Source organism: Streptomyces sp. NPDC026672 (assembly GCF_040638185.1).
Lineage (GTDB): Bacteria > Actinomycetota > Actinomycetes > Streptomycetales > Streptomycetaceae > Streptomyces.
In genome coordinates this window covers 20,838-41,681 of record NZ_JBEZXS010000046.1, presented here as the reverse complement: position 1 = coordinate 41,681, position 20,844 = coordinate 20,838, and the positions used below count along the sequence as shown (strand labels likewise).

Here is a 20,844-nt window from a genome sequence, read left to right as displayed (position 1 = left end):
CTTTCCCCCTGGCTGTCCCGAGAACGCGATGAACCGCGTCGACTCCTTCCCCCTCGGCGCCGCGACGACCCTCGCCGAACTCGCCGCGGACCCGCATCCGCGGCTGGCGCTGCTGCGTGCGCACGAGCCCGTGTCCTGGCTGCCCGAACTCGACGGCTGGCTCGTGACCCGGCGCGACCTGGCCCTGGAGGTGATGCGGGACGCGGCGGCCTTCACCGTCGACGACCCCCGCTTCTCCACCGCGCGGATCGTCGGACCGAGCATGCTCTCCCTGGACGGCGACGCGCACGCCCGCCACCGCGAGCCCTTCACCGATCCCTTCCGCCCCCGGCAGGTGCACGACGGCTTCGCCTCGTTCATCGAGGAGGAGACCGACCGGCTCGTCACCGTGCTCGCACCCGCGGGCGCCGCCGACCTGCGCCGCTCCTTCGCGGGACCGCTCGCGGTGACCGTCGTGACCAGGGCGCTCGGACTCGTCGACACCCCCGCGGCCACGGTGCTCTCCTGGTACGACTCCATCGTGCGCGCGGTCTCGGACATCACCGCAGGACAGCGCCCCGCACCCGCCGGCGCCGCCGCGTACGCCGAACTGCGGTCGGCCGTCGAGACCACCGTCGCCGAACGCGGTGACACCTCGCTCCTGGTCTCCGCCGCCGAACGGCTCACACTGTCCGAAGTCGCCTCCAACGCCGCCGTCCTGATGTTCGGAGGCATCGAGACCACCGAGGCGCTGATCGTCAACGCGCTGCTGCACCTGCTGCGGCACCCCGGCCAACTCGCCCTGGTCCGCGCCGACATCGGCCTGCTGGACGGCGCGATCGAGGAGTCCCTGCGCCTCGAACCCGGCGCCATGGTCGTGGACCGCTACGCCACGCGCGACATCGTCCTCGGTCCGGCGGCGATCCGCCGCGGCGACCTGGTCACCGTCTCCCTGGCGGGCGCCAACCGGGACCCGGCCGTCCACTCCGACCCCGACCGCTTCGACGTCCGCCGCGAGAGCGCCCGGCTCCAACTCGCCTTCGCCCACGGCCCGCACTACTGCCTCGCCGCACACCTCGCCCGGCTGGAGGCCCGCGTCGCCCTCCGGCACCTGCTCGACCACCTGCCCGGCCTGCGCCTCGACCCGGACCACCCCGCCGTCCCCCACGGCCTGGTCTTCCGCAAGCCGCCGACCCTGCACGTCCGATGGGACGACCCCGCCTGACGGGCGGCCGAGAAGCATGCCCGCCGCGCTCGGCCGGGGAACGCGTTGGTAGCGTCGTCGTGTTCCGTTCCGGCCGCCCGGAACACCACCCCCCGACCGAGAGAGACCTGATGCCCCCGACGATCCGCAGGGCCGTGATCCCCGCCGCCGGACTAGGCTCCCGTCTGCTTCCCCTGACCAAGGCGATCCCGAAGGAGATGCTCCCGGTCGGCGACAAACCCGTCGTGGAGCACACCGTGCGGGAGCTGGTGGACTCCGGGATCACCGACATCACCATCGTCGTCTCCGGAGGCAAGTCCCTCATCCAGGACCACTTCCGGCCCAATCCGGCACTCGTCTCCCAGCTGCGGGCCGACGGCAAGACCGCGTACGCCGACGCCGTGGAGGAGGTGGCCGAGCTGGCCCGCCGGGGCCACATCACCTACCTCGACCAGCACGGCCCGTACGGCAACGGCACCCCGGTCCTCAACGCCGCCCGCAGCTTCGGCGACGAGCCCGTCCTCGTCCTGTGGCCGGACGACGTCTTCGTCGCCGAGACACCGCGCGCCCAGCAGCTGATCCGCGCCTACGAGCAGACCGGCTGCCCGGTGCTGGCCCTGCTGCCGATGGACCCCGCCGAGTCCCAGCGCTACGGCGTCCCCATCGTCAAGGAGGACCTCGGCGACGGACAGCTGCGGATCACGGGGCTCATGGAGAAGCCGAAGCCCGAGGACGCCCCCTCGTCGTACGCGGCCATCGGCGGTTACGTCATCACCCCGGGCATCGTCGACGAACTGCGCGAGCAGACCCGTCGCTGGCACGAGGCGGCGAAGCGGGGCGAGGCGCCCGGCGAGGTCTATCTGACCGACGCCATCAACGCCTACGCCGCCAGCCGCGCCGTCTACGGGCAGGTCATCCAGGGGACGTGGTACGACACCGGCAACCCGGCCGACTACCTCGTGGCCCAGATGGCCCACGCCCTCGCCGACCCCGCCTACGGTCCCGTCCTGCGCGACCTGGTCCGCCGCCTCGACTCCACCGACTGACCGCCCGCGCTCGCGGGGGAGGGGTGCCGGTACGCGCACCGGCACCCCTCCGCACGGACGGCCCGGCCGTCCGGGACCCCCGCCCGGCCCGGCCGGGCCGGGTGTCGCTCACCCCGGCCAGGTGCCGGTCAGACCGCGGGTCGCCGTGGCGCCCGCCCGGTCGACGGCGGCCTTGACCGCGGCGAAGATCGCCCCCTGCAGGGCCGCGGCCAGCAGGATCTCCCGCCAGGTGCGGTCCTCGTCGGTGGCGTCCGGAGCGTCCTCCTCGTGGCCGAGGACCTTCCACGCCTGTTTGAACGCCGCACCGGCGGCCATGCCGCTGACCGCGCCCAGCGCCATGCCGATCGGCTTGTAGACGATCTTCGACGGCTTCACCACACGCCTCACCCCTTGCGGCGGCAGGCCAGCCACACCACGGCGCCCACGCCCGCCACCCCGAGCAGCACCCTGGGGTTGCCGCGGACCAGCCGCAGTCCCAGCGCCGTCGTCCTCCGGATCGGATCGGGCGCCTTCTCCTCCCACAGCTTCCCGGCCCGTGCCGCCTTCACCCGGGCGCCCTCGGCGGCGTGGGCGGCCTTGTCCTTGACCGGGTCGGCCAGCTTGTCCTGCGCCTGATGCGCCAGTCCCGCCGCCCTCGCCCTCAGCTCACCGGCCTTGGCCGCGGCCTGCTCCCTGGCCTCGGCGGCCTTCTCCTGGGCACGTGCCCTGACGTCGGTCCTGGCCGCGAGCGCCCCGACCGTGTCGCCCAGTTCGGCGCGGGTCCTCTCGACCTGACGGCTCAGTTCCTCCGGGCCGGCGGCGGTCTGCTCGTCGTGCGACGGCTTGCTCATCGGTGTGCACTCCCCTTGATCTCGGCCACGTCGGCCTTCACGTTCTCGATCGTCTGGCGCGGCGTCGGCGGCGCCGCCCGGTGGACCTGCCTCCTGGCGCAGGCGGCCAGGACGGCGGCGATCACCGCGAGCACTCCGGTGACGATCAGTGCGGCCGCCCAGACCGGCAGCGGCACCGCCAGCCCGGCGATCGCGGCGGCGACCAGCGCCTGCAGCGTGAGGAAGCCGGCCAGTCCGGCGCCTCCGTACAGTCCGCCGCCCTTGCCGTAGCGCCGGCCCTTCTCCTTCATCTCCGCCTGTGCCAGGCGCAGTTCGCCGCGCACCAGCTCCGTCAGCTGCTGTGAGGCCCGCTGCACCAGCTCGCTCACGGGCTCCTGGGCCGGGCTCCGTGGCTGTGGGCCGGGCGCGGGGCGGTGGTGCTGCTGCGTGCTCGACACGACGATCACCTCCCGTCCGTACCGCCGTCGTTCCTCTGCTCGGGTCCGCCGTGCGGCGTCCCGGTTGCCGTGCTGTTGGCGCGAGTACCCCGGACCGACCGTTTCAGGTCGGTCGACCGGAAAGGATCAGCCGTGCTCCTCCAGGCGCGCCCGGTCCTCCTCGTCCCAGGCGCGGGTGTCGCGCGGCTCGACGTACGGCTCCTCCCGCGGCGGCAGGCCACCCGCGACGGCGCGCTGACGTGCGGTCTCGGCGTCGAACTCCAGGCCGAGCAGGATCGCGATGTTGGTGATCCACAGCCACACCAGCGAGATGATCACTCCGGCGAAGGTGCCGTACGTCTTGTTGTACGAGGCGAAGTGGGCCACGTAGAACGCGAATCCGGCGGAGGCGATCAGCCAGATGAGCAGGGCGAGGAAGCTGCCCGGCGTGATCCACTTGAAGCCGCGCACCTTTGCGTTGGGGCTGGCCCAGTAGAGAATCGCGATCATCAGCACGACCAGGACGATCAGGACCGGCCACTTCGCGATCGACCAGACGGCCAGCGCGGTGTCGCCGATGCCCAGGACGTCACCGGCCCGCCGGGCCAGCGGGCCGGTGAACACCACGATCAGGGCGCTGACCACCGCGAGGACCATCAGCACGACGGTCAGCCCCAGCCGCAGCGGCAGCACCTTCCACATGGGGCGGCCCTCCGGCACGTCGTAGACGGCGTTGGAGGTGCGGATGAACGCGGCGACGTAGCCGGACGCCGACCACACGGCCAGCACCAGTCCGACGACCGCCATGACGGAGCCGACGCCCGCGTGGCCCTGCAACTGCTGCACCGCGTTGCGCATCACGTCGCGCGTGGGCCCGGGGGCCAGCTTCTCGATGTTGTCCATCACGGCCCGGGTGGCCGAATGCCCGATGATCCCCAGCAGTGAGATCAGGACCAGCACCGCGGGGAACAGCGACAGGATGCCGTAGTACGTCAGGGCCGCCGCGCGGTCGGTCAGTTCGTCCTGCTGGAACTCCTTGAACGTGCCGCGCAGCACGGCGGTCCACGACTTCCGCGGCATGTCCGTGGGCGCGTCCGGCGCGTTCCGCTCGACTTCCGCGTCCGGACCGGGACCTTCCGTCCCGTCCCCGTCCCCGTCGCCGTGTCCGCGTCCCGGTTCCATGAGCTTCGCCATGCTCCGCGAGTAACCGCAAACGGCGCGTTCACCCCTTCCGGGACCGGGCGCCCGGGGGTGTTCCCGGGGTGGCCGACGGCCTCCGGGAACGGTGTCCGTGTGCACAGCACGGTGCGAGCGGTCCGGGAGCGGGAGGGTGCGCGCAGGACGGAGTCCCTGGCTGGAAAGGATCGTCTTCAGGCGGCCCCGGCGAGCCGCACCATGCGCGTAGATCGCACATCGGACCAGTTCACAGTGCATGCCGACGGTGCCGTGCGGCCGCTCGGCCAGTCCACGGGATCTTCAATTTTCCGTCTGTTTCCCGAACGGCGGCAACCCGTCGTTCATGGTCGCGTCGCCGTGGAACGGCTTGCTGGGAGCGAAGTTATATAGACAACTTTGCTGGCCCGGGTCCCGCCACGCCGGTACCCGGGACGGAGAGGATCCATCACCATGCCACCCCTCTCACAGGTCTCACAGGCCGCGTCCGGGAGCAGCATCACCGTCGCCTCCACGACGCCCCCGCAGCGCGGGGACGAGCTGACCTTCACCTGGGCGACGGACGCGCCCGATCCGAAGAACTGGATCGGCGTGTACGACGGCGACCGGCTGCCCGGCACCGGCGGCGGCTCCCTCGTCTGGACCTACGTCACCGGCACCTCGGGACGGACCACCCTCGACACCTCGGGACTCGGCGGCGGCCCGTACACCGCCTACCTGCTCGCCAAGGACGGCTACGGCATCCTCGCCAGGACCGAGCCGTTCACCTTCGCCGGCGCCCCCACCGGCGACTCGCTCACCCTGTCGACCCCCACTCCGTACGAGGGCGACAAGCTCTCCTTCCACTGGACGACGGACGCGCCCGATCCGAAGAACTGGGTCGGTGTCTACGACGGCGCCCGGGTGCCCGGCAACGGCGCCTCCCTCGCCTGGGAGTACACCCCCGGTGCCGCCGGCGACATCACGATCGACACCGCGGGTCTGACCGGCGGCCCGTACACCGCCTACCTGCTGGCCAAGGACGGCTACGGCGTCCTGGCCCGCACCACGCCGTTCAGCTTCGCGGTCCGGCCCGTGATCCCGCGCCCGCACGCGGTGGTGGACGCCCTGACCACCGACCCGCAGACCGCGGGCACGTCCTTCACGGTGCGGCTCGGCGGCCTGTGGATCAGACCGGAGGGCAACGCCGCGGGCGGCGCGACCTTCCGGCGCGTCGCGGGCGACCCGTGGCTGACGGTCGCCGCGGACGGCACCGTCGGCGGCCGGGTCCCCTCCGTCGCGCCGCGGACACCGGGCCGGGTGACGGTCGCCGTGACCGACAGCGCCGTGGGCGGCGACACCGTCACCGTCCAGGTGCCCGTACGCTCCTCCCGGGACCGGCTCCGCCTCAAGGTCGCGACCCTGAACCTCTGGGACGCCGGCACCCATGTCGACGGCTTCCTGGAGAAGCAGCTGAGACTGGTGCTCACCCAGGGCCTGGACGTCGTCGCCCTCCAGGAGTGCGGCGCCGAGGGGGCGACGAAGCTCGCCGGGGTGCTCGGCTGGCACGCGCACCAGGCCGGCGGTCTCGGCATCGTGAGCCGCCACCCGCTCACCGACACCCTCGCCCCGACCGGGGCGCTCCCGGCCGCCGCCGCGACGCTGCACCTGCCCGCCGGCCGCACGGTGCGCGTGTGGACGGCCCAGCTCGACGAGGCCGACTACGGCCCGTACGCGCTGTCGGCGGGACGGACGGCCGCACAGGTCGAGTCGGCGGAGAAGGGGACGGTCCGCTACCGCCAGGCACGGGCGCTGGCCGCCGCGCTGCGCCCGGACATCGCCTCCCGCACCCCCGTCGTGCTGGCCGCCGGCCTCGCCTCGCCGTCGCACCTCGACTGGACGAGCCGGACCGCGTCCGCGCACGGGGGAGTGGGCCGGGTCCGCTGGCCGGTCACCGAGACCCTGGAGCAGGCCGGTCTCGTCGACGCCTACCGCGACGCCCACCCCAACCCGGCGAAGGAGCCCGGCACCACCTGGTCCCCCGTCAGACCGCAGCACGAGGGCGGCGGCGAGGAGCCCCAGGACCGGATCGACCAGATCCAGTACGCGGGACGGCTGAAGGTGCTGGAGGCCCACAGCCTCTCCACCGGCTGGCCCCGCCCGGTGCCGGACACCTCCGCCAACGGCTGGCCCTCCGACCACGCGGCCGCCGTCGTCACGTTCTCCCTGCCCGCCCGCGGCTGACCCCCGAACGACCCTAAGGACCTTGCTCCCATGACTGAGATCAGCCGCCGCACCTTCATAGGCACCACCGCGGCCGGGGCCGCCGTCGCCGCCGGGCTCCCCGGCACCGCCGAGGCCGCGGGACGCGACCCCCGGCACGGCAGCATCGCCGACGTCAGGCACGTCGTGATCCTGATGCAGGAGAACCGCAGCTTCGACCACTACTTCGGCACCCTCGGCGGCGTACGCGGCTTCGGCGACCGCCAGGCGAGCGTCCTCGCGAGCGGCGACTCCGTGTTCCGCCAGCCCGACCGCGGACGCCAGGACGGCCACCTCCTGCCCTTCCGGATGGACACCACCCGGTACAACGCCCAGAACGCGGGCGGACTCCCGCACGACTGGGACACCGGCCACACGGCCGTGGGCGGCGGCGCCATGGACAAGTGGGTCGCCGCCAAGGGCGAGCGCACCATGGGCTACTTCACCCGCGAGGACATCCCCTACCAGTACGCCCTGGCCGACGCCTTCACCCTCTGCGACGGCTACTTCTGCTCGCTGAACGGCCCCACCGACCCCAACCGCCTCTACCTGTGGACCGGTACGGCCGGCCCCGGCGTCGACGGCACCACCGGCCCGTGGACCGACAACACCCCGGTCACGGGCAACCCGGTCGCCGACTGGACCACCTACGCCGAGCGCCTGGAGAAGGCCGGCGTCAGCTGGCGCGTCTACCACAACCCCGATGGCTCGGACGACCGTTACGGCGACTACGACGACAACGCGCTGTCGTACTTCAAGCAGTTCCACGCGTTCCCGAAGGACGACCCGCGCTACGTCAACGCCATGACGAAGTTCGACCTCACGGCGTTCGACCGGCACTGCAAGGACGGCACCCTGCCCACGGTGTCCTGGCTGGTGGCGCCGTACCTGTTCTGCGAACACCCCGCGGCCAGCCCCGACTACGGCGCCCACTGGGTCGACACCGCGTTGCGGTCACTGTTCTCCAACCCCGACGTGTGGAAGCACACCGTGTTCCTCCTCATGTACGACGAGAACGACGGCTACTTCGACCACGTCATCCCGCCGTTCCCGGAGCCGGGCACCAAGGACGAGTTCGCGAACGGCAAGCCCATCGGCCTCGGCAGCCGGGTGCCGCTGTGGGTGGTGTCGCCGTGGTCGCGCGGCGGCTGGGTCAACTCCCAGGTCTTCGACCACACATCGGTGCTGCGCTTCCTGGAACGCGTCACCGGTGTCGGGGAGCCCAACATCTCCGACTGGCGGCGCACCGTCTGCGGCGACCTCACCAGCTGCTTCGACTTCACCAGGCCCGACTACAGCGTCCCGGCGCTCCCCGACACGGTCGCGCTCATGGCGAAGGCCGACGCCGGCAGCTCCCTGCCCGGCGTCAAGGTCCCCACGCAGCAGTCCATGCCGGAGCAGGAGGAGGGCGAGCGCCCGCACCGCCCGCTCCCGTACCGGCCCTGGGCGGACGTGCGGGTCGACCGCGTCACCGGCAAGGTCACCTGCACACTCACCAACGACGGCGGTGTGGGCTACCACTTCACCGTGCTGCCGAACGTCGCCCTGCCCTTCACCGGCACGCCGTTCACGGTCCCGGCGCACGCGTCGCGCACCTACGTCTGGGACGCCTCGGCCACCGACGGCCGCTACGACTTCTCGGTGTACGGCGCCGACGGGTTCGTCCGCCGCTTCTCCGGGACGGTCGTCCGCGAGCCGCAGGACGACGTGGCGGTGCCGACGGTGACGGCGGCCCCGCGGAGCTCCGGGCGGGCGGAGAACACGACGGTCGAGTTCGACCTGCGCAACGACGGCGGCACCGAGGTGGCCTTCACGCTCACGCCGAACGACTTCGCCGGCAAGGAACAGACCGTGTGGGTCGGGGCGGGCGACCGCACCCGGCTGACGTGGCGCACCGACGAGGGGCGCTACGACGTCACCGTCACCGCGGGCAGCGGCACCCGCTTCGCCCAGCGGTACGCGGGAACCGTGCACGTGGGATGAGCCACACCGGGGGATGAGCCACGCGGGAGGCCGCGGGCCGGGGTGCGCCCGGTCCGCGGCCCCTGCCCGACGCGGTCAGAGCGCGCCGCGGACGTCGGTGACCAGGTCGACGACGGCCGGCAGGCCACCGTCGGCCAGGGCCGCGCGCTGCCGGTCCGCTCCCGTGCCCCGCCGCATCAGGCGGTGCACCAGGGAGGTCACCTCCCGGGTGTCACCGGTGGCCCGCAACTCGGCCCCGACGTGGTCGAGCAGCCGGCCCACCAGGTCCCCCGCACGGTAGCGCCGGCCGTCCGGGCCGATCAGGTCGGCGCCCAGCCCGTGCCGGGCGGCCTGCCACATCGCCACCTCCACGAGTTCCGGGTCCGGCCGCGCCGCCGGTACGCCCGCCGCGGCCTCGCGCACCGCCGTGCTCACCAGGGCCCGCACCAGACCGGCGAACATCACCGCGTCGTCGGCGTGCGGCTGGACGTCCAGACAGCGGACCTCGAGGGTGGGATAGCGCTCCGACAGCCGGGCCTGCCAGTACAACTGGCCGGTGTCGTCGATGACCTGGGTGGACAGCAGCATCCGTACCCGCCGGTCGTAGTCCTCCTCGTCCGCGAAGAACGGGGGGACACCGCTGACCGGCCAGCGGTTGAAGACGACGGTGCGCCAACTGGCGAACCCGGTGTCGTTCCCCTCCCACAGCGGTGAGTTGGCCCCCATCGCGGTCAGCACCGGCAGCCACACCCGCACCCGGTTCAGCGCCTCCACCCCCGAACGGCGGTCGGGCACGCCGACATGGACGTGCATGCCGTTGACCCGCTGTTCCGCCACCAGTTGGGGAGCCTGCCGCTGCACGGCCCGGTAACGCGCCTTGTCGGTGACGGAGATGGGGGTCTCCTCCCGCACCAGCGCGGTGCCGGACGCCATGATCCGGCAACCGTGCGTCTCCGCCGCGCCGGCCACGGCGTGCCGCAGGCGCAGCAGGTGGCCGCCCACCTCCGCCGGCGTCCCGCACACCGGTGTGGCCACCTCGACCTGTGCCCGCAGCAGCTCCGACTGGATCTCCTCGCCGGTGACGTACGGCTTCAGCCCGGCCGAGGCCCGGACCTTCTCCCCGCGCGCCGTCAGTCGGCCCGTGGCCGGATCGATCAGCAGGTACTCCTCTTCGACACCGACTGTCACCATCGACGACCCCACTGTCCAGTCCGCTCGCTCCGCGCGGGTTGTAGAGAACAAGTGCCGCGAACGCGACGTCCCAAACGGGGCCGGTGCCGGTGTGTTCAGCGGCTGGTGGCGGTGACCAGCCAGGCGGCCGTGCGCAGGTGGACGCCGGTGGGGCGCTCGTACGCGGTCAGGGCGGCGGAGAGCGCGGTGCGTGCCTGGTCGGCGCCGTCGCCGTCGCCGTCGTCGGCGGAGGCGAGGAGTTCCAGGAGGTGCCGGCCGGGGCCGGAGCCGAGCAGGTGGTCGGCGGCGTCACCGGGGTTCCGGCCGAAGTTGCCCATGGCTTCGACGGGTTCGGCGCGCACGTCGTCGAAGCCCGCCGTGTCGAGGACGCGGTGGATCACCGAGGGGTCGGAGAGGGAGAACATGCCCGGGCCGTCGGGGGCGGCGGCCTCCTGCGGAGGGAGGGGCAGGGCGGCGCGGACCGCGCCGTAGACCCGCACCCACTCGGAGCGGGCGGGGTCCGACATGCAGACGAAGGCGAGACGGCCGCCGGGGCGCAGGGCCTTGCCGATGTTGCCGAACGCGGCGACCGGATCGGCGAAGAACATGATGCCGAAGCGGCTGATCGCCACGTCGAAGGCGCCGGTCGGGAGGGGGTGGACCTGGGCGTCGCCCTGCTCGAAGGCGAGGTGTGCCAGGCCCTCATCGGCGGCCAGGGCGCGGGCCCTGGTGAGCATCGGGGCGGACAGGTCCAGGCCCAGGACCGAGCCCCGGACGGCGGCCCTGGCGGCCAGTCGGCTGGTCTGGCCGACGCCGCAGCCGATGTCGAGCACACGGTCCTCGGGACCGATCGCGGCCGCCGCGAGGAGGGGCCGGTTGAAGCCCTCGTTCACCGCGTTCCAGCGGTCGTGGCGGTCGCTCCAGTGCCGGCCCTCGTCGCCGTTCCACGCCTCGAACTGTGCGGTGTTGACGAGCTCACGCATGGGATCACTCCTGTCGGAGAGCTAGTATGGGCATCCGCCCATACCCAAAGTATGGGCGGATGCCCATACCGGCAAGCCCCGATCCGGAGGACCCGATGTCACCGCGCGGCGTAGCGATCCCCGACGTCCGGGAGCGGCTGTTCGCCGCGGCCGAGCGGGTACTCGCCAGGGAAGGGCCGGCCGGGCTGACCAACCGCGCCGTCACCGAGGAGGCGGGCTGCGCGAAGGGACTGCTGTATAACCACTTCGCCGACCTGGACGACTTCGTCGCACAACTCGTCCTGGACCGCTTCGAGCACATCGCCGCCGAGGTCCGCCCGCTGCCCGAGCGGGCGGGGCGCGGTGACGTGCGGGAGAACCTGACCGCCGCGGCACTCGCCCTGCTGGGCGCGAACGGCCCGGAGATCGCCGTGGCGGCGCTGTCCCGGCACGGGGTCACCGAGCGGGTACGGCGCGCATGGGCCGGGGGCGCCCCGGGGCCGGGCGCGGTCGAGGACGCGATGGCCCGCTATCTGGAGGCCGAGCGGCGGCTCGGCAGGATCGCCACGGACGCCGACTGCGCCATGCTGGCCCTCGCCCTCACGGGAACGGTCCACCACCTCCTGATGCACGGCGGCACCGGACCCGCCGACCGGGCCCGGTTGATCCGCCGCCTGGTCGCCGCACTGGTGACACCACTCACGCCACCCGGCTCCCCGGCGTGAACCGGACCCGGGAGAGCCCGAACCGCGGACGCCGGCCGGTCGGGCAATTGTGTCAAGTGGTGCTTAACGGATCGTGTACGATCGCTCGGTGAGCGAGCCTGGGAACGACCGGCCCGAGCCCGAACTCGGCACCCGTATCCGCCGTCTGCGCGAGGCCCGGGGGCTGTCCCTGCGGTCGATGGCCGGGAGCATGGGGGTGTCGGCGAGCGCCCTGTCCCAGATCGAACGAGGGCTGACCCGGCCGTCCGTCGACCGGCTGCCGGTCATATGCGAGATCCTCGGCGTGTCCCTCGGCGCGCTCTTCGCGGACGCCGACCTGCCCGCCGACCGCGACGGCTCGGTGCGTGTGGTGCGCGCCGCGGACCGCGGGCCGATGACCCTCGACGGCGGCGTCAGCTACGACCCGCTCACCACCGGCGCCATCCCCGGTTTCGACCTCTTCCGCTCGCGCTGGCGCCCCGGCGGCACGTCCAGCCCCGACGGCGAATGGCTCAGCCACCCGGGCTGGGAGGGCGGGACCGTCACGCTCGGCAGGCTGCGCGTCGAACTCGGGGACCAGGTCCACGTGCTGGAGCAGGGCGACTCGATCACCTATCTGGGGACGGTGCCGCACCGGCTCGCCAACGCCTCCGCCACCGAGGACGCGGAGGCCGTGTGGTCGATCGTGCAGGAACCGCCCCGGGACGGCGCCCACCCCGGGCCCCATCACCCGCTCCCGTGACGCCTCCCCTCCGTCGGAGCCCTCAGACCGGACCCCGCTGGCCCACCGACCACACGTGGGGGCCGCCGCCCTTCCACTCGATCAGCTCCGACGTCGCCGCGTCGACGTCCTCAAGACCCGCCCTGCGCAGGAACTCCTCGACGTCCCGCAGGCCGTACGCCAACCCCAGGATCTCCCCGTCCACCCGCACCCTCCGGCCGCCGCTCGGCGACGGCCGGGACACCACGACGGGATGCTTCCTGACCATGTCCCCAGCATCGGACGCCGAGTCCCGACCCGCATCCGGGCCCGGGGGCGGGCTTGACGGAACCCGTATGGTGAAGGGGAAACGCATCGACGCCCGTCCCGTGCCCTGAGCCGGGCGGGCCGGACGGGGGAAGAAAGGTGCGTGCCCGATGTCGGTCGGGCTCCTCTCCACGATCGTCGCCGTGTGCTACGGCGGTACGGTCTCGATCCTCGCTCTCACCGCGACCTTCGCCCCGCGCCGTACGGTACGGCGCGAGGCACGCAGCACCCTTGCCGTCCTCGTACGGGGAAGGGTGGTGGAGTCCCGGCGGACGGACGGCGGACAGTAGGCACGGACGACCGAGCCGGCCCCCGGGTGCGGGGACCGGCTCGGCGGCGTCGGCCTTCTGCCACCGGCGGTGGAACGCCGCCGGGCGTCAGTGGCCGTCGGCCTCCCCGTTCAGCATCGCCGCGGTGAGGACGGTGCCGCCGAAGCCCCAGCCGCCGTCGACGACCTCCTCGACGACGACAAGGGTGTTGGGGCGCGCGGCCTCGCCGTAGATCTCGGCGTAGAGGTCGGTCGTGCGCTCGACGATCTGCTTCTTCTGCTCCGCGCTCAAGGTGCCCGCGGGCACCTTGAAGTTGGCGAACGGCATGATGACCCTCCTTGGTGTGGCGGACGTCAGAGGCGGAAGCCGCCGCTGGCCTCGATCCGCTGCCCGGTGATCCAGCCCGCGCCGTCCCGCACGACCGCCGCGACGGCGGGGCCGATGTCCTCGGCCCGGGCGACCCGGCCCAGCGCGGTCAGATCGGTGAACACGCGCTGCGCGTCCTGGCTGTCCCGCAGGTAGCCGCCCGCGAAGTCGGTGGCGACCGGGCCGGGCGCGACGGTGTTGACGCTGATGCCGCGCTTGCCGAGTTCGACGGCCCAGTACCGCGTCAGCACCTCGATCGCGCCCTTCATCGACGCGTAGACGGCGTACGGCGCCGTCACGAACCGGGCGAGTCCGGACGAGATGTTGACCACCCGGCCCCCGTCGGCCAGCAGCGGCGCGCTGCCCCCGGGCGCGGTGGCCAGCGCCTGGGTGAGCAGGTAGACGCCCTTGTAGTGCACCGCGAAGAGCTGGTCGACGGTCTCCTCGTCGGTCGAGCCGAGCAGGGTGCTGCCCGAGAACCCGGCGTTGTTGACCAGGATGTCGAAGCTCTCGCGGTCCCACTCGGCGCGCAGCGTCTCGCGCAGGGTGTCGGCGAACGCGGCGAAGGACCCGGCCCGCGTGGTGTCGAGCTGGACCGCCCGGGCCCGCCGGCCGAGCGCCGCCACCGCGTCGACGACCTCCTTCGCCTCGTCCTCGTGGGAGCGGTAGGTGAGGACGACGTCGGTGCCGTCGGCCGCGAGCGCCTCGGCGACGGCGCGTCCGAGACCCCGGTTGCCGCCGGTCACCAGCGCGATCCTGGGAGCAGTCGTGGACATGGGTTTCCTTCCCTCGTGCGGTGCGGGACGCCGGCGACGGCGTCCCGTTCCCCATGCTCGGCCCGATCCGCCCCGCGAGGGTGGCGGCACTTACCCAGGGGATGACGTCACCTGTCTCGCGGTGGCACGACCGCGAATACTGGGTGTATGGACCTCAACGCCCTGGCCGTCTTCCTCCGCAACCGCCGCGATCGGGTGCGGCCCCGGGACGTCGGCCTGGTGGCCGGGTCCCGCCGCCGGGTGCCGGGACTGCGCCGGGACGAGGTCGCCCATCTGGCGGGCGCCTCGACGGACTACTACACCCAGCTCGAACGGGGTCTGGCCCAGCCCTCCGAGCAGATGCTCGCCGCCCTCTCCCGCGCGCTGCGGCTCACCCACGACGAGCGCGACTACCTCTTCCGCCTCGCCGGACGGCCACTGCCCAGCGCCACCGGAGCCGCCGCCCACGTACAGCCCGGCATGCTGGACCTGCTCGACCGGCTCGGCACGACACCGGCCATGGTCATCACCGACCTGCACGTCACCCTCGTGCAGAACCCGCTCGCCCGTGCCCTGCTCGGCCCCCTGACCGAGGACCGGGGACCGCGGGCGAGCTTCCTCTACCGCTGGTTCACCGAGCCGGACTGCCGCCGGATCTACCCCGACACCGAGCACGCCCACCACGCCCGGGTCCTCGTCGCCGACCTGCGGACCGTCGTGGGCCGGCGGGGTCACGACGCGGACGTCACCGCCCTCGTCGGCAACCTGCTGCGCTACAGCGAGGAGTTCGCCCGGCTGTGGGAGCAGCAGGAGGTCGCCGTGCGGCGCCGGGACCGTAAACGCATCGTGCACCCCCAGCTCGGCCTGCTCGACCTCAACTGCCTCACCCTGGTGAGCGAGGACGAGCAGCAGCGCCTCCTGTGGTTCACCGCGCCGCCCGGCACGGAGGCCGTCGAACAGCTCGAACTGCTCTCGGTCATCGGACTCCAGGACCTCGACCTCGACCCCGACCACGACCCTGATCCCGCGCCCCGGGGAAACCGCCCCTGAGCCCGCCCGCGTACCACCGGCGCGCCCCGGCCGTGAACCGGCCGGGGCGGCGCACCGCGGGACGGTGTCAGCGGTCGTGCGTCGCGTCGACCGGGACGTCCGCGGCGCCCGCGGGCACCGCGCCGACGGAGGTCAGTTCCTCCAGCGAACGGCCGGTCGTGCGCGGACCGAGGAGACCGATGTCGACGATCACGGCCGCCATCGCACAGGCGATGAAGACGAAGACGGCGTTGGCACCGTGGTCGAGGAGCAGGGGGAGGAGGACGTACGGCATGACCGCGGTGGCGAGACGGCTGAGCGAGTAGGCGTTGCCCGCGCCGGTGGCCCGCAGCCGCGTGGGGAAGAGTTCGCCCTGGTACACGTGGTAGGCGTTGGAGAAGAGGTTGCTCACCAGGGTGTAGCAGAAGCCGAGGGTGACGATCGCCGCGGTGCCGTGCGCGTAGCCGAAGCCCAGACCGAACGCCAGCATGCCGAACGCCGCCAGCATGATGAGCGTCTTGCGCTCGATCCTCTCCAGGATGGGCACCGACAGCAGGGAGCCGATCGGGTACCCGACGAAGGACAGGGAGCTGAAGGTCAGGCTGTGCACGATGTCGTAGCCCTTGCTCGCGAGGACGAGCGGGGCCAGCGTGCCGAAGCCGTAGTAGCCGAAGACCTGGAGGATCTGGAAGACGGCCAGCATCAGCGTGCGGGTGCGCCACGGCGGCACGAGCAGTTCCCGCAGCGCGGCCTTCTCGGGGGGTGCGGCGGTGGGTCCGGGTACCGCCGGCGCCGGGCTCTGCAGGTGGGCCGACGTCTCGAAGGCGCGCACGACGCGGTCGGCCTCCTCGTGCCGGCCCACCGCCTCCAGCCAGCGCGGCGACTCGGGGAGCCCGCGGCGCAGCACCCAGCACAGCGCCGCGCCGAGTCCGCCGATCACGAACATCCAGCGCCATCCGTCGACGCCCGCGTAGGAGTGCGGCACGATGTTCAGCGCGAGGAAGCCCGCGAGGGGCACACCGCAGAAGCCCACCGTGTAGGCCCAGCCGATGAGCCGCCCGCGGTGCCGTGCCGGCAGCAGGTCCGACAAGTAGGCGTCGCACAGCGGCAGTTCACCGCCGATGCCGAGACCCGCCAGGAAGCGGCAGACGATGAGCATCTCGACGTTCGGGCTGAACGCGGCCAGGACCGAGAAGAACGAGTAGACGGCCAGGGTCAGATAGAACGCCCGGCGTCGGCCCAGGCGGTCGGCGACGCGGGACATGACGACCGCGCCGATGAAGGCGCCGACGAACGCGGAGGCCAGCAGCGGTTTGAGCTGGCCGTCACTGACGTGGAAGTCGTCCTTGAGCGCGGTGCTGACCGTGCCCGCGAGGAACACCTCGTACAGATCGAAGAACATGCCGAGGCCGACCACGAGGACGGCCATGAGATGCATCCGGGTCAGGGGGAGACGATCGAGCCTGGCGGCGACCGAGATGTCCTTCACGCGCCCTCCAGAGTGTATGGTGAGTAATGAACTCACGATGTGGTTGCGCGACTCATGCTGGGGGTGCGGTGGCCTCACGTCAACGGGTCGGTTGCTACGGGTTGGGCAAAGTCCGTCGAGGGACCCGGGGAGAGGAGCGCAGTGGTGAGTGCGGGCGACAAGGGCGGCGGGGTGCCACCGATCCTGGTGCTGCAGAAGTTCCGCCAGGTGCTGGAGTGCTTCACCATCGCGGAGCCCTGTCTGACGCTCCAGCAGGTCACCAGGAAGACGGGCCTGCCCGCGAGCACCTGTCAGCGGCTGGTGCACAACCTGGTCCGTGAGGGTTTCCTCGACCGGGACGAGGAGGGCTACCGCATCGGCCTCGGGCTGGTGCGCTGGGCGGCGCCCGGCACGTTCGGCCTGGACATGGTGCGCCTGACCAGGCCCGCCTTGCAGGACCTGAGGGACGCCACCGGCGAGACGGCGTGCCTGTACGTGCGCGACGGCGCCCACCGCACGGTGGTGTCCATCGCGGACACCCACCACGTGGTGATGCGTCTGTTCATGGTGGGCATGGTGATGGCCCTGCACGCGGGCTCCGCGGGCAAGGTGTTCATGGCGTACGACCCGCTGGCCCGGTCGGCGGCCGTCGGCCACGGTCTGAGCCGGCACACGGCGCGGACCATCGTCGACATCGACCTGCTCGACGAGCAGCTGGAGGAGATCCGCAAGCTCGGGTACGCGGCCTCCTTCGAGGAACGTGATCTGGGCGCTGCCTCGGTCAGCGCCCCGGTCTTCGGCCTCACCGGCGAACTGGTCGCCGTGCTCGGCATCGGCGCGCCGACCCAGCGGCTGACGCCCGCCGACGTCGGCGACATCGCGCCCAAGGTGGTGGCCGCGGCGGAGGACGCCTCCCGTCGGCTCGGCTACCGGCCGGGGGTCCGCTGACCGCACGGACCCCGGCGGGGCGTCCGCCGCCGGACGCCCCGCCGCCCCCGTGTCCCCCCCGTCCCCCCCGTCTCACACGAGCAGCGGCACGGGCGCGGCCGGCACCGCGGACAGCGCGGAGTCCAGCCTCCTGCCGAGCAGGGCGTGCAGCTGGTCCCGCACCGCCACCAGCTTCCCGCCGTCCACCCCGGTGGCGATGCCCACGTTGTGGAACAGGTTCACCAGGTCGTCGGTGGCGATGTTGCCCGCCGCGCCCGGCGCGAACGGGCAGCCCCCGATGCCGCCGAGCGAGGCGTCGAACCGGCGCACACCCAGCTGGACGCCCTCCCACGCGTTGGCGGACGCCATGCCGTACGTGTTGTGCAGATGCAGCCCGAGCGACAGGTCGGGCAGGGCGTCGCGCACGGCCGAGACCGTGCGCCGGACGTGTGCGGGGCTCGCCGCGCCGATCGTGTCGGCGAGATGGACCACCCGCGCGCCCATCCCGGCGAACCGGCGCGCGACGGCCACGACACGACGGGGCGGCGTCGGGCCGTCGTAGGGGCAGACGAAGGCGGTCGCCACCGACGCCTCGACACGCACCCCCCGCTCGCTCAACAGCCGGGCGCAGGGCTCCAGCCGGTCCAGCGCCGCCGCGCTGTCCGCTCCGGCGTTCGCCCGGCTGTGTCCGTCGCTCGCGGAGACGACGAGACGCACGTGCCGGGCTCCGGCGGCGAGCGCCCGCCGGGCACCGCGCTCGTTGAGGACCAGCGTGTGCAGGGCGACGTCCGTGCTCCCCGGCCGCAGCGCGGCCACGAGCTCGTCCGTGTCCGCCATCTGCGGCACCTTCTCCGGATGGACGAAGGCCCCGACCTCGAGGGAGGTCAGACCGGCCTCGATCAGGCCGTGCGCGAGGTGGACCTTGTGCGTCGTGGGCACCGTGAGGGGCTCGATCTGGAAGCCGTCGCGCAGCAGGACGTCGGTGATGAGCACCTGCTCGACCGGGTTCGTCGTCACAGCACCCCCCGGGCGCGCAGCCACGCCTGCCGGTCCTCGCCGACACCGAGCGCGGACAGGACCTCGCCGGTGTGCTCGCCGAGGTCGGGGCCGAGCCACCGGGTGGCGCCCGGACCGCCCTCGAACCGGGGCACGACACCGGGGAAGACCACCTCCGCCTTCTCGTCGGCGGCCACCGCGACCGTGTGCCGCTCGTGCATGCCGCGGGCCCGGTAGTGGGGGTCGTCGAGGATGTCGGCCGCGGTGTAGATGGGACCCGAGGGCACCGCGGCACCCTCCAGCGCCCGCAGTACGTCGGCGCAGGTCAGCGACGCGGTCCAGGAGCCGATCGCTTCGTCGAGCTCGGTGGCCCGGGCCACGCGTCCCGCGTTGTCCGCGAGCGCGGGGTCGTCGGCCAGGTCGGGGCGGCCGACCAGCCGCATCAGCCGCCGGTAGATGGCGTCGCCGTTGCCGCTGATCACGGCGTAGCGGCCGTCGGCGCAGCGGTAGGTGTTGGAGGGCACCACGCCGGGCAGGGCGCTGCCGGTGCGCTCCCGTTCGACGCCGAACGCGTCGAAGTCCGGGACCAGGGACTCCATCAGTGAGTAGACGCCCTCGTAGAGCGCCACGTCCACGGTGTCGCCGCGGCCGTCGTGGGCACGTCGGCGCAGTGCCATGAGGGCGCCGATCACCGCGTACAGACCGGCGATCTGGTCGGCGATGCTGATGCCGACGCGGGTCGGCGCCCGGTCCGGGTAGCCGGTCAGGTTCCGCAGCCCGCCCATCGCCTCGGCGACGCCGCCGAAGCCCGGCCGGTCGCGGTACGGCCCGCTCTGGCCGTATCCCGAGATCCGTACGAGGACCACCCCGGGGTTGGCCGCGCGCATCGCCTCGGGGCCCAGTCCCCAGCGCTCCAGGGTGCCGGGGCGGAAGTTCTCCAGGACGACGTCGCAGGAGCGGACCAGGTCGAGGCAGAGCGCCCGGCCCTCGTCGGAGCCCAGGTCGAGGGTGACCGACCGCTTGTTGCGGTTCATCACCCGGAACAGCAGCGAGGTGTCCCCGCCGTGCAGCCGCCAGCGCCTCAACTCGTCGCCGGCGCCCGGCCGTTCGACCTTGACCACATCCGCCCCGAAGTCCGCGAGCAGCCTTCCGGCGGACGGCGCCGCGATGAAGTTGCCGAGCTCAAGGACATGAAGCCCGGCCAGGGGGCTGCCGGAACCGGGGGAACGTTCCTTGTCCATCTCTCACACCCTCTCGCGCTCACAATACGAGTACACCACTCATGATGTGAGTGTGAGGGGAGATGGGTCAACCCGCGTCCACACAGCGGACAGGAGGCGGTCGGCGGGAGCCGACGGGGGACGCCCGTCTCAGGCCGTGGGCGCCGGTACGAAGTAGGGGCCGCTGCTGCGGAAATCCTCCTTGCGCTCGGTGACGTACTCCTCGACCGTCAGGGGATCGGCGCCGCCGACGTCCCGGACGACATGGTTCGTGCCGGCGAAGACGCCGTGCTGGTAGTCGACCGCCACATGGCTCAGATGCTGGACCAGGTGGGCGGGGAATCCGCGGTCGGTCATCGCGGCGGCGAACTCCTCGACGGGGATGGGCTCGTAGCGCACCGGAATGCCCAGACCCCGGGACATGGCGTCGGTGATCCCGTGGTGATCCATCTCGACGGGCCCGTGCAGCGCGTACCCCTGGCCGTCGTGCGGCTCCGGGTCCGCCAGCACCGCCGCGATCACCCGCGCCTGGTCGGTCTCCACGATCGGCGCGTGGCGCCCGTCGCCGAACGGCAGCCGCAGCACGCCTTCGCCGTCCCTGAGCTCCCACCATGCCCTCAGCCACTCGGCGAAGAAGGTGGGGCGGAGATGGGTGGTGAGCATGCCCGTCCGGTCCAGCAGCCGTTCGCCGAGCCAGTGCTGCCGCGCCGCGTTGCTCCGTGCCTCCCGCCTGGCCGAGATCTGGGACATGTTCACCACCGACCGCACGCCCGCCTCGACGGCGGCCTGCGCGAACACCGTGGTGGCCTCCAGGAGCCCGTCACGGATCGGATAACAGAAGTAGGCCCCGCTCGCCCCGGACACGGCACGGCTCATGTCGTCGAGATCGAGGAGGTCGCCGACGACGGTCTCCGCTCCGGCCGCGGTCAGGGCGCGCGCCCGGTCGTCGTCCCGGCGGACCAGTGCGCGGACCCTGTGGCCGCGCCTCAGCAGCAGGTCGGCGGTGGCGCCTCCCGTCTTCCCTGCCGCGCCGGTGATGAGGAACAGCCGGTCGTCTGTCATACGGACCTCCGTGGGACCAGTGCCTGGGGAAACACGCT

At 72.7% G+C, this 20,844-nt stretch carries 22 protein-coding genes; 9 read left to right on the top strand and 13 right to left on the bottom strand.

Annotated features, from left to right (window positions below; genetic code table 11):
* The first annotated feature begins 28 nt into the window (after nucleotides 1-28).
* Both AB0F77_RS35955 and AB0F77_RS35950 read left to right on the top strand, forming a co-directional pair.
* On the top strand, nucleotides 29-1,204 hold the full coding sequence (locus AB0F77_RS35955; protein ID WP_361956588.1) for a cytochrome P450: 1,176 nt from the start codon (nucleotides 29-31) through the stop codon (nucleotides 1,202-1,204).
* A gap of 110 nt (nucleotides 1,205-1,314) precedes the next feature.
* On the top strand, nucleotides 1,315-2,229 hold the full coding sequence (locus tag AB0F77_RS35950) for a UTP--glucose-1-phosphate uridylyltransferase (protein ID WP_361956585.1): 915 nt from the start codon (nucleotides 1,315-1,317) through the stop codon (nucleotides 2,227-2,229).
* A 108-nt stretch (nucleotides 2,230-2,337) separates the two neighbouring features.
* Here the strand turns inward: AB0F77_RS35950 and AB0F77_RS35945 are convergent, their stop codons facing one another.
* The 4 genes from AB0F77_RS35945 to AB0F77_RS35930 form a co-directional block, all read right to left on the bottom strand.
* Nucleotides 2,338-2,604 carry a DUF4235 domain-containing protein gene (locus AB0F77_RS35945; protein WP_361956666.1) on the bottom strand — a complete coding sequence of 89 codons (267 nt, stop codon included), beginning with the start codon at nucleotides 2,602-2,604 and terminating at the stop codon, nucleotides 2,338-2,340.
* A gap of 8 nt (nucleotides 2,605-2,612) precedes the next feature.
* Nucleotides 2,613-3,059, bottom strand: coding sequence for a DUF3618 domain-containing protein (locus AB0F77_RS35940; protein ID WP_361956582.1), 447 nt, complete (start codon nucleotides 3,057-3,059; stop codon nucleotides 2,613-2,615).
* Entirely contained in the window at nucleotides 3,056-3,427 is a 372-nt protein-coding gene (locus tag AB0F77_RS35935) for a phage holin family protein (protein ID WP_361956580.1), read from the bottom strand. Before AB0F77_RS35935 ends, AB0F77_RS35940 begins: the two co-directional genes overlap by 4 nt.
* A 195-nt stretch (nucleotides 3,428-3,622) precedes the next feature.
* Nucleotides 3,623-4,657 (bottom strand): YihY/virulence factor BrkB family protein, encoded by a 1,035-nt coding sequence (locus AB0F77_RS35930; protein WP_361956663.1) that lies wholly within the window; start codon nucleotides 4,655-4,657, stop codon nucleotides 3,623-3,625.
* A gap of 444 nt (nucleotides 4,658-5,101) precedes the next feature.
* On the opposite strand from AB0F77_RS35930, the gene AB0F77_RS35925 reads away from it, so the two are divergent.
* Both AB0F77_RS35925 and AB0F77_RS35920 read left to right on the top strand, forming a co-directional pair.
* Nucleotides 5,102-6,871 carry a hypothetical protein gene (locus AB0F77_RS35925; protein ID WP_361956577.1) on the top strand — a complete coding sequence of 590 codons (1,770 nt, stop codon included), beginning with the start codon at nucleotides 5,102-5,104 and terminating at the stop codon, nucleotides 6,869-6,871.
* Between the two features lie 30 nt (nucleotides 6,872-6,901).
* Nucleotides 6,902-8,872, top strand: a complete 1,971-nt coding sequence (locus tag AB0F77_RS35920; RefSeq protein WP_361956574.1) for a phosphocholine-specific phospholipase C — start codon at nucleotides 6,902-6,904, stop codon at nucleotides 8,870-8,872.
* 75 nt (nucleotides 8,873-8,947) lie between these two features.
* Here the strand turns inward: AB0F77_RS35920 and AB0F77_RS35915 are convergent, their stop codons facing one another.
* Nucleotides 8,948-10,042 (bottom strand): glutamate--cysteine ligase, encoded by a 1,095-nt coding sequence (locus AB0F77_RS35915; RefSeq protein WP_361956571.1) that lies wholly within the window; start codon nucleotides 10,040-10,042, stop codon nucleotides 8,948-8,950.
* Nucleotides 10,043-10,137: 95 nt separating this feature from the next.
* Entirely contained in the window at nucleotides 10,138-11,004 is an 867-nt protein-coding gene (locus AB0F77_RS35910; RefSeq protein ID WP_361956568.1) for a class I SAM-dependent methyltransferase, read from the bottom strand.
* Nucleotides 11,005-11,063: 59 nt separating this feature from the next.
* Between AB0F77_RS35910 and AB0F77_RS35905 the strand changes: the two genes are divergently transcribed.
* Nucleotides 11,064-11,708, top strand: a complete 645-nt coding sequence (locus AB0F77_RS35905) for a TetR/AcrR family transcriptional regulator (protein WP_361956564.1) — start codon at nucleotides 11,064-11,066, stop codon at nucleotides 11,706-11,708.
* A gap of 88 nt (nucleotides 11,709-11,796) precedes the next feature.
* Nucleotides 11,797-12,429 (top strand): XRE family transcriptional regulator, encoded by a 633-nt coding sequence (locus AB0F77_RS35900; protein WP_361956561.1) that lies wholly within the window; start codon nucleotides 11,797-11,799, stop codon nucleotides 12,427-12,429.
* A 22-nt stretch (nucleotides 12,430-12,451) separates the two neighbouring features.
* Here AB0F77_RS35900 and AB0F77_RS35895 read toward each other — a convergent pair whose 3' ends face one another.
* A complete protein-coding gene (locus AB0F77_RS35895) occupies nucleotides 12,452-12,676 on the bottom strand; it encodes a hypothetical protein (protein ID WP_361956558.1) in 225 nt (74 codons plus the stop codon).
* A gap of 148 nt (nucleotides 12,677-12,824) precedes the next feature.
* Between AB0F77_RS35895 and AB0F77_RS35890 the strand changes: the two genes are divergently transcribed.
* Nucleotides 12,825-13,004: a hypothetical protein gene (locus tag AB0F77_RS35890; RefSeq protein ID WP_361956555.1), complete on the top strand. Its 180-nt coding sequence runs from the start codon at nucleotides 12,825-12,827 to the stop codon at nucleotides 13,002-13,004.
* A gap of 87 nt (nucleotides 13,005-13,091) precedes the next feature.
* Here the strand turns inward: AB0F77_RS35890 and AB0F77_RS35885 are convergent, their stop codons facing one another.
* Nucleotides 13,092-13,310 carry a tautomerase family protein gene (locus AB0F77_RS35885; protein WP_361956552.1) on the bottom strand — a complete coding sequence of 73 codons (219 nt, stop codon included), beginning with the start codon at nucleotides 13,308-13,310 and terminating at the stop codon, nucleotides 13,092-13,094.
* A 26-nt stretch (nucleotides 13,311-13,336) separates the two neighbouring features.
* Entirely contained in the window at nucleotides 13,337-14,125 is a 789-nt protein-coding gene (locus AB0F77_RS35880; RefSeq protein WP_361956549.1) for an SDR family oxidoreductase, read from the bottom strand.
* 147 nt (nucleotides 14,126-14,272) lie between these two features.
* Here AB0F77_RS35880 and AB0F77_RS35875 point away from each other — a divergent pair, with 147 nt between their 5' ends.
* The gene (locus AB0F77_RS35875) at nucleotides 14,273-15,154 is read left to right on the top strand and encodes a helix-turn-helix domain-containing protein (protein WP_361956546.1); all 882 of its coding nucleotides are present in this window, start codon (nucleotides 14,273-14,275) and stop codon (nucleotides 15,152-15,154) included.
* Between the two features lie 67 nt (nucleotides 15,155-15,221).
* Here AB0F77_RS35875 and AB0F77_RS35870 read toward each other — a convergent pair whose 3' ends face one another.
* Entirely contained in the window at nucleotides 15,222-16,622 is a 1,401-nt protein-coding gene (locus AB0F77_RS35870; protein ID WP_361956543.1) for an MFS transporter, read from the bottom strand.
* 144 nt (nucleotides 16,623-16,766) lie between these two features.
* On the opposite strand from AB0F77_RS35870, the gene AB0F77_RS35865 reads away from it, so the two are divergent.
* On the top strand, nucleotides 16,767-17,549 hold the full coding sequence (locus tag AB0F77_RS35865; protein ID WP_361956540.1) for an IclR family transcriptional regulator: 783 nt from the start codon (nucleotides 16,767-16,769) through the stop codon (nucleotides 17,547-17,549).
* 72 nt (nucleotides 17,550-17,621) lie between these two features.
* On the opposite strand, the gene AB0F77_RS35860 is transcribed toward AB0F77_RS35865, so the two are convergent.
* The 3 genes from AB0F77_RS35860 to AB0F77_RS35850 all read right to left on the bottom strand — a co-directional run bounded on the left by AB0F77_RS35860 (nucleotide 17,622) and on the right by AB0F77_RS35850 (nucleotide 20,806).
* Nucleotides 17,622-18,545 carry a hydroxymethylglutaryl-CoA lyase gene (locus AB0F77_RS35860; RefSeq protein ID WP_361956537.1) on the bottom strand — a complete coding sequence of 308 codons (924 nt, stop codon included), beginning with the start codon at nucleotides 18,543-18,545 and terminating at the stop codon, nucleotides 17,622-17,624.
* On the bottom strand, nucleotides 18,542-19,765 hold the full coding sequence (locus tag AB0F77_RS35855) for a CaiB/BaiF CoA-transferase family protein (protein ID WP_361956534.1): 1,224 nt from the start codon (nucleotides 19,763-19,765) through the stop codon (nucleotides 18,542-18,544). Before AB0F77_RS35855 ends, AB0F77_RS35860 begins: the two co-directional genes overlap by 4 nt.
* Nucleotides 19,766-19,894: 129 nt before the next feature.
* A complete protein-coding gene (locus AB0F77_RS35850) occupies nucleotides 19,895-20,806 on the bottom strand; it encodes an NmrA family NAD(P)-binding protein (protein ID WP_361956531.1) in 912 nt (303 codons plus the stop codon).
* Nucleotides 20,807-20,844 lie beyond the last annotated feature (38 nt).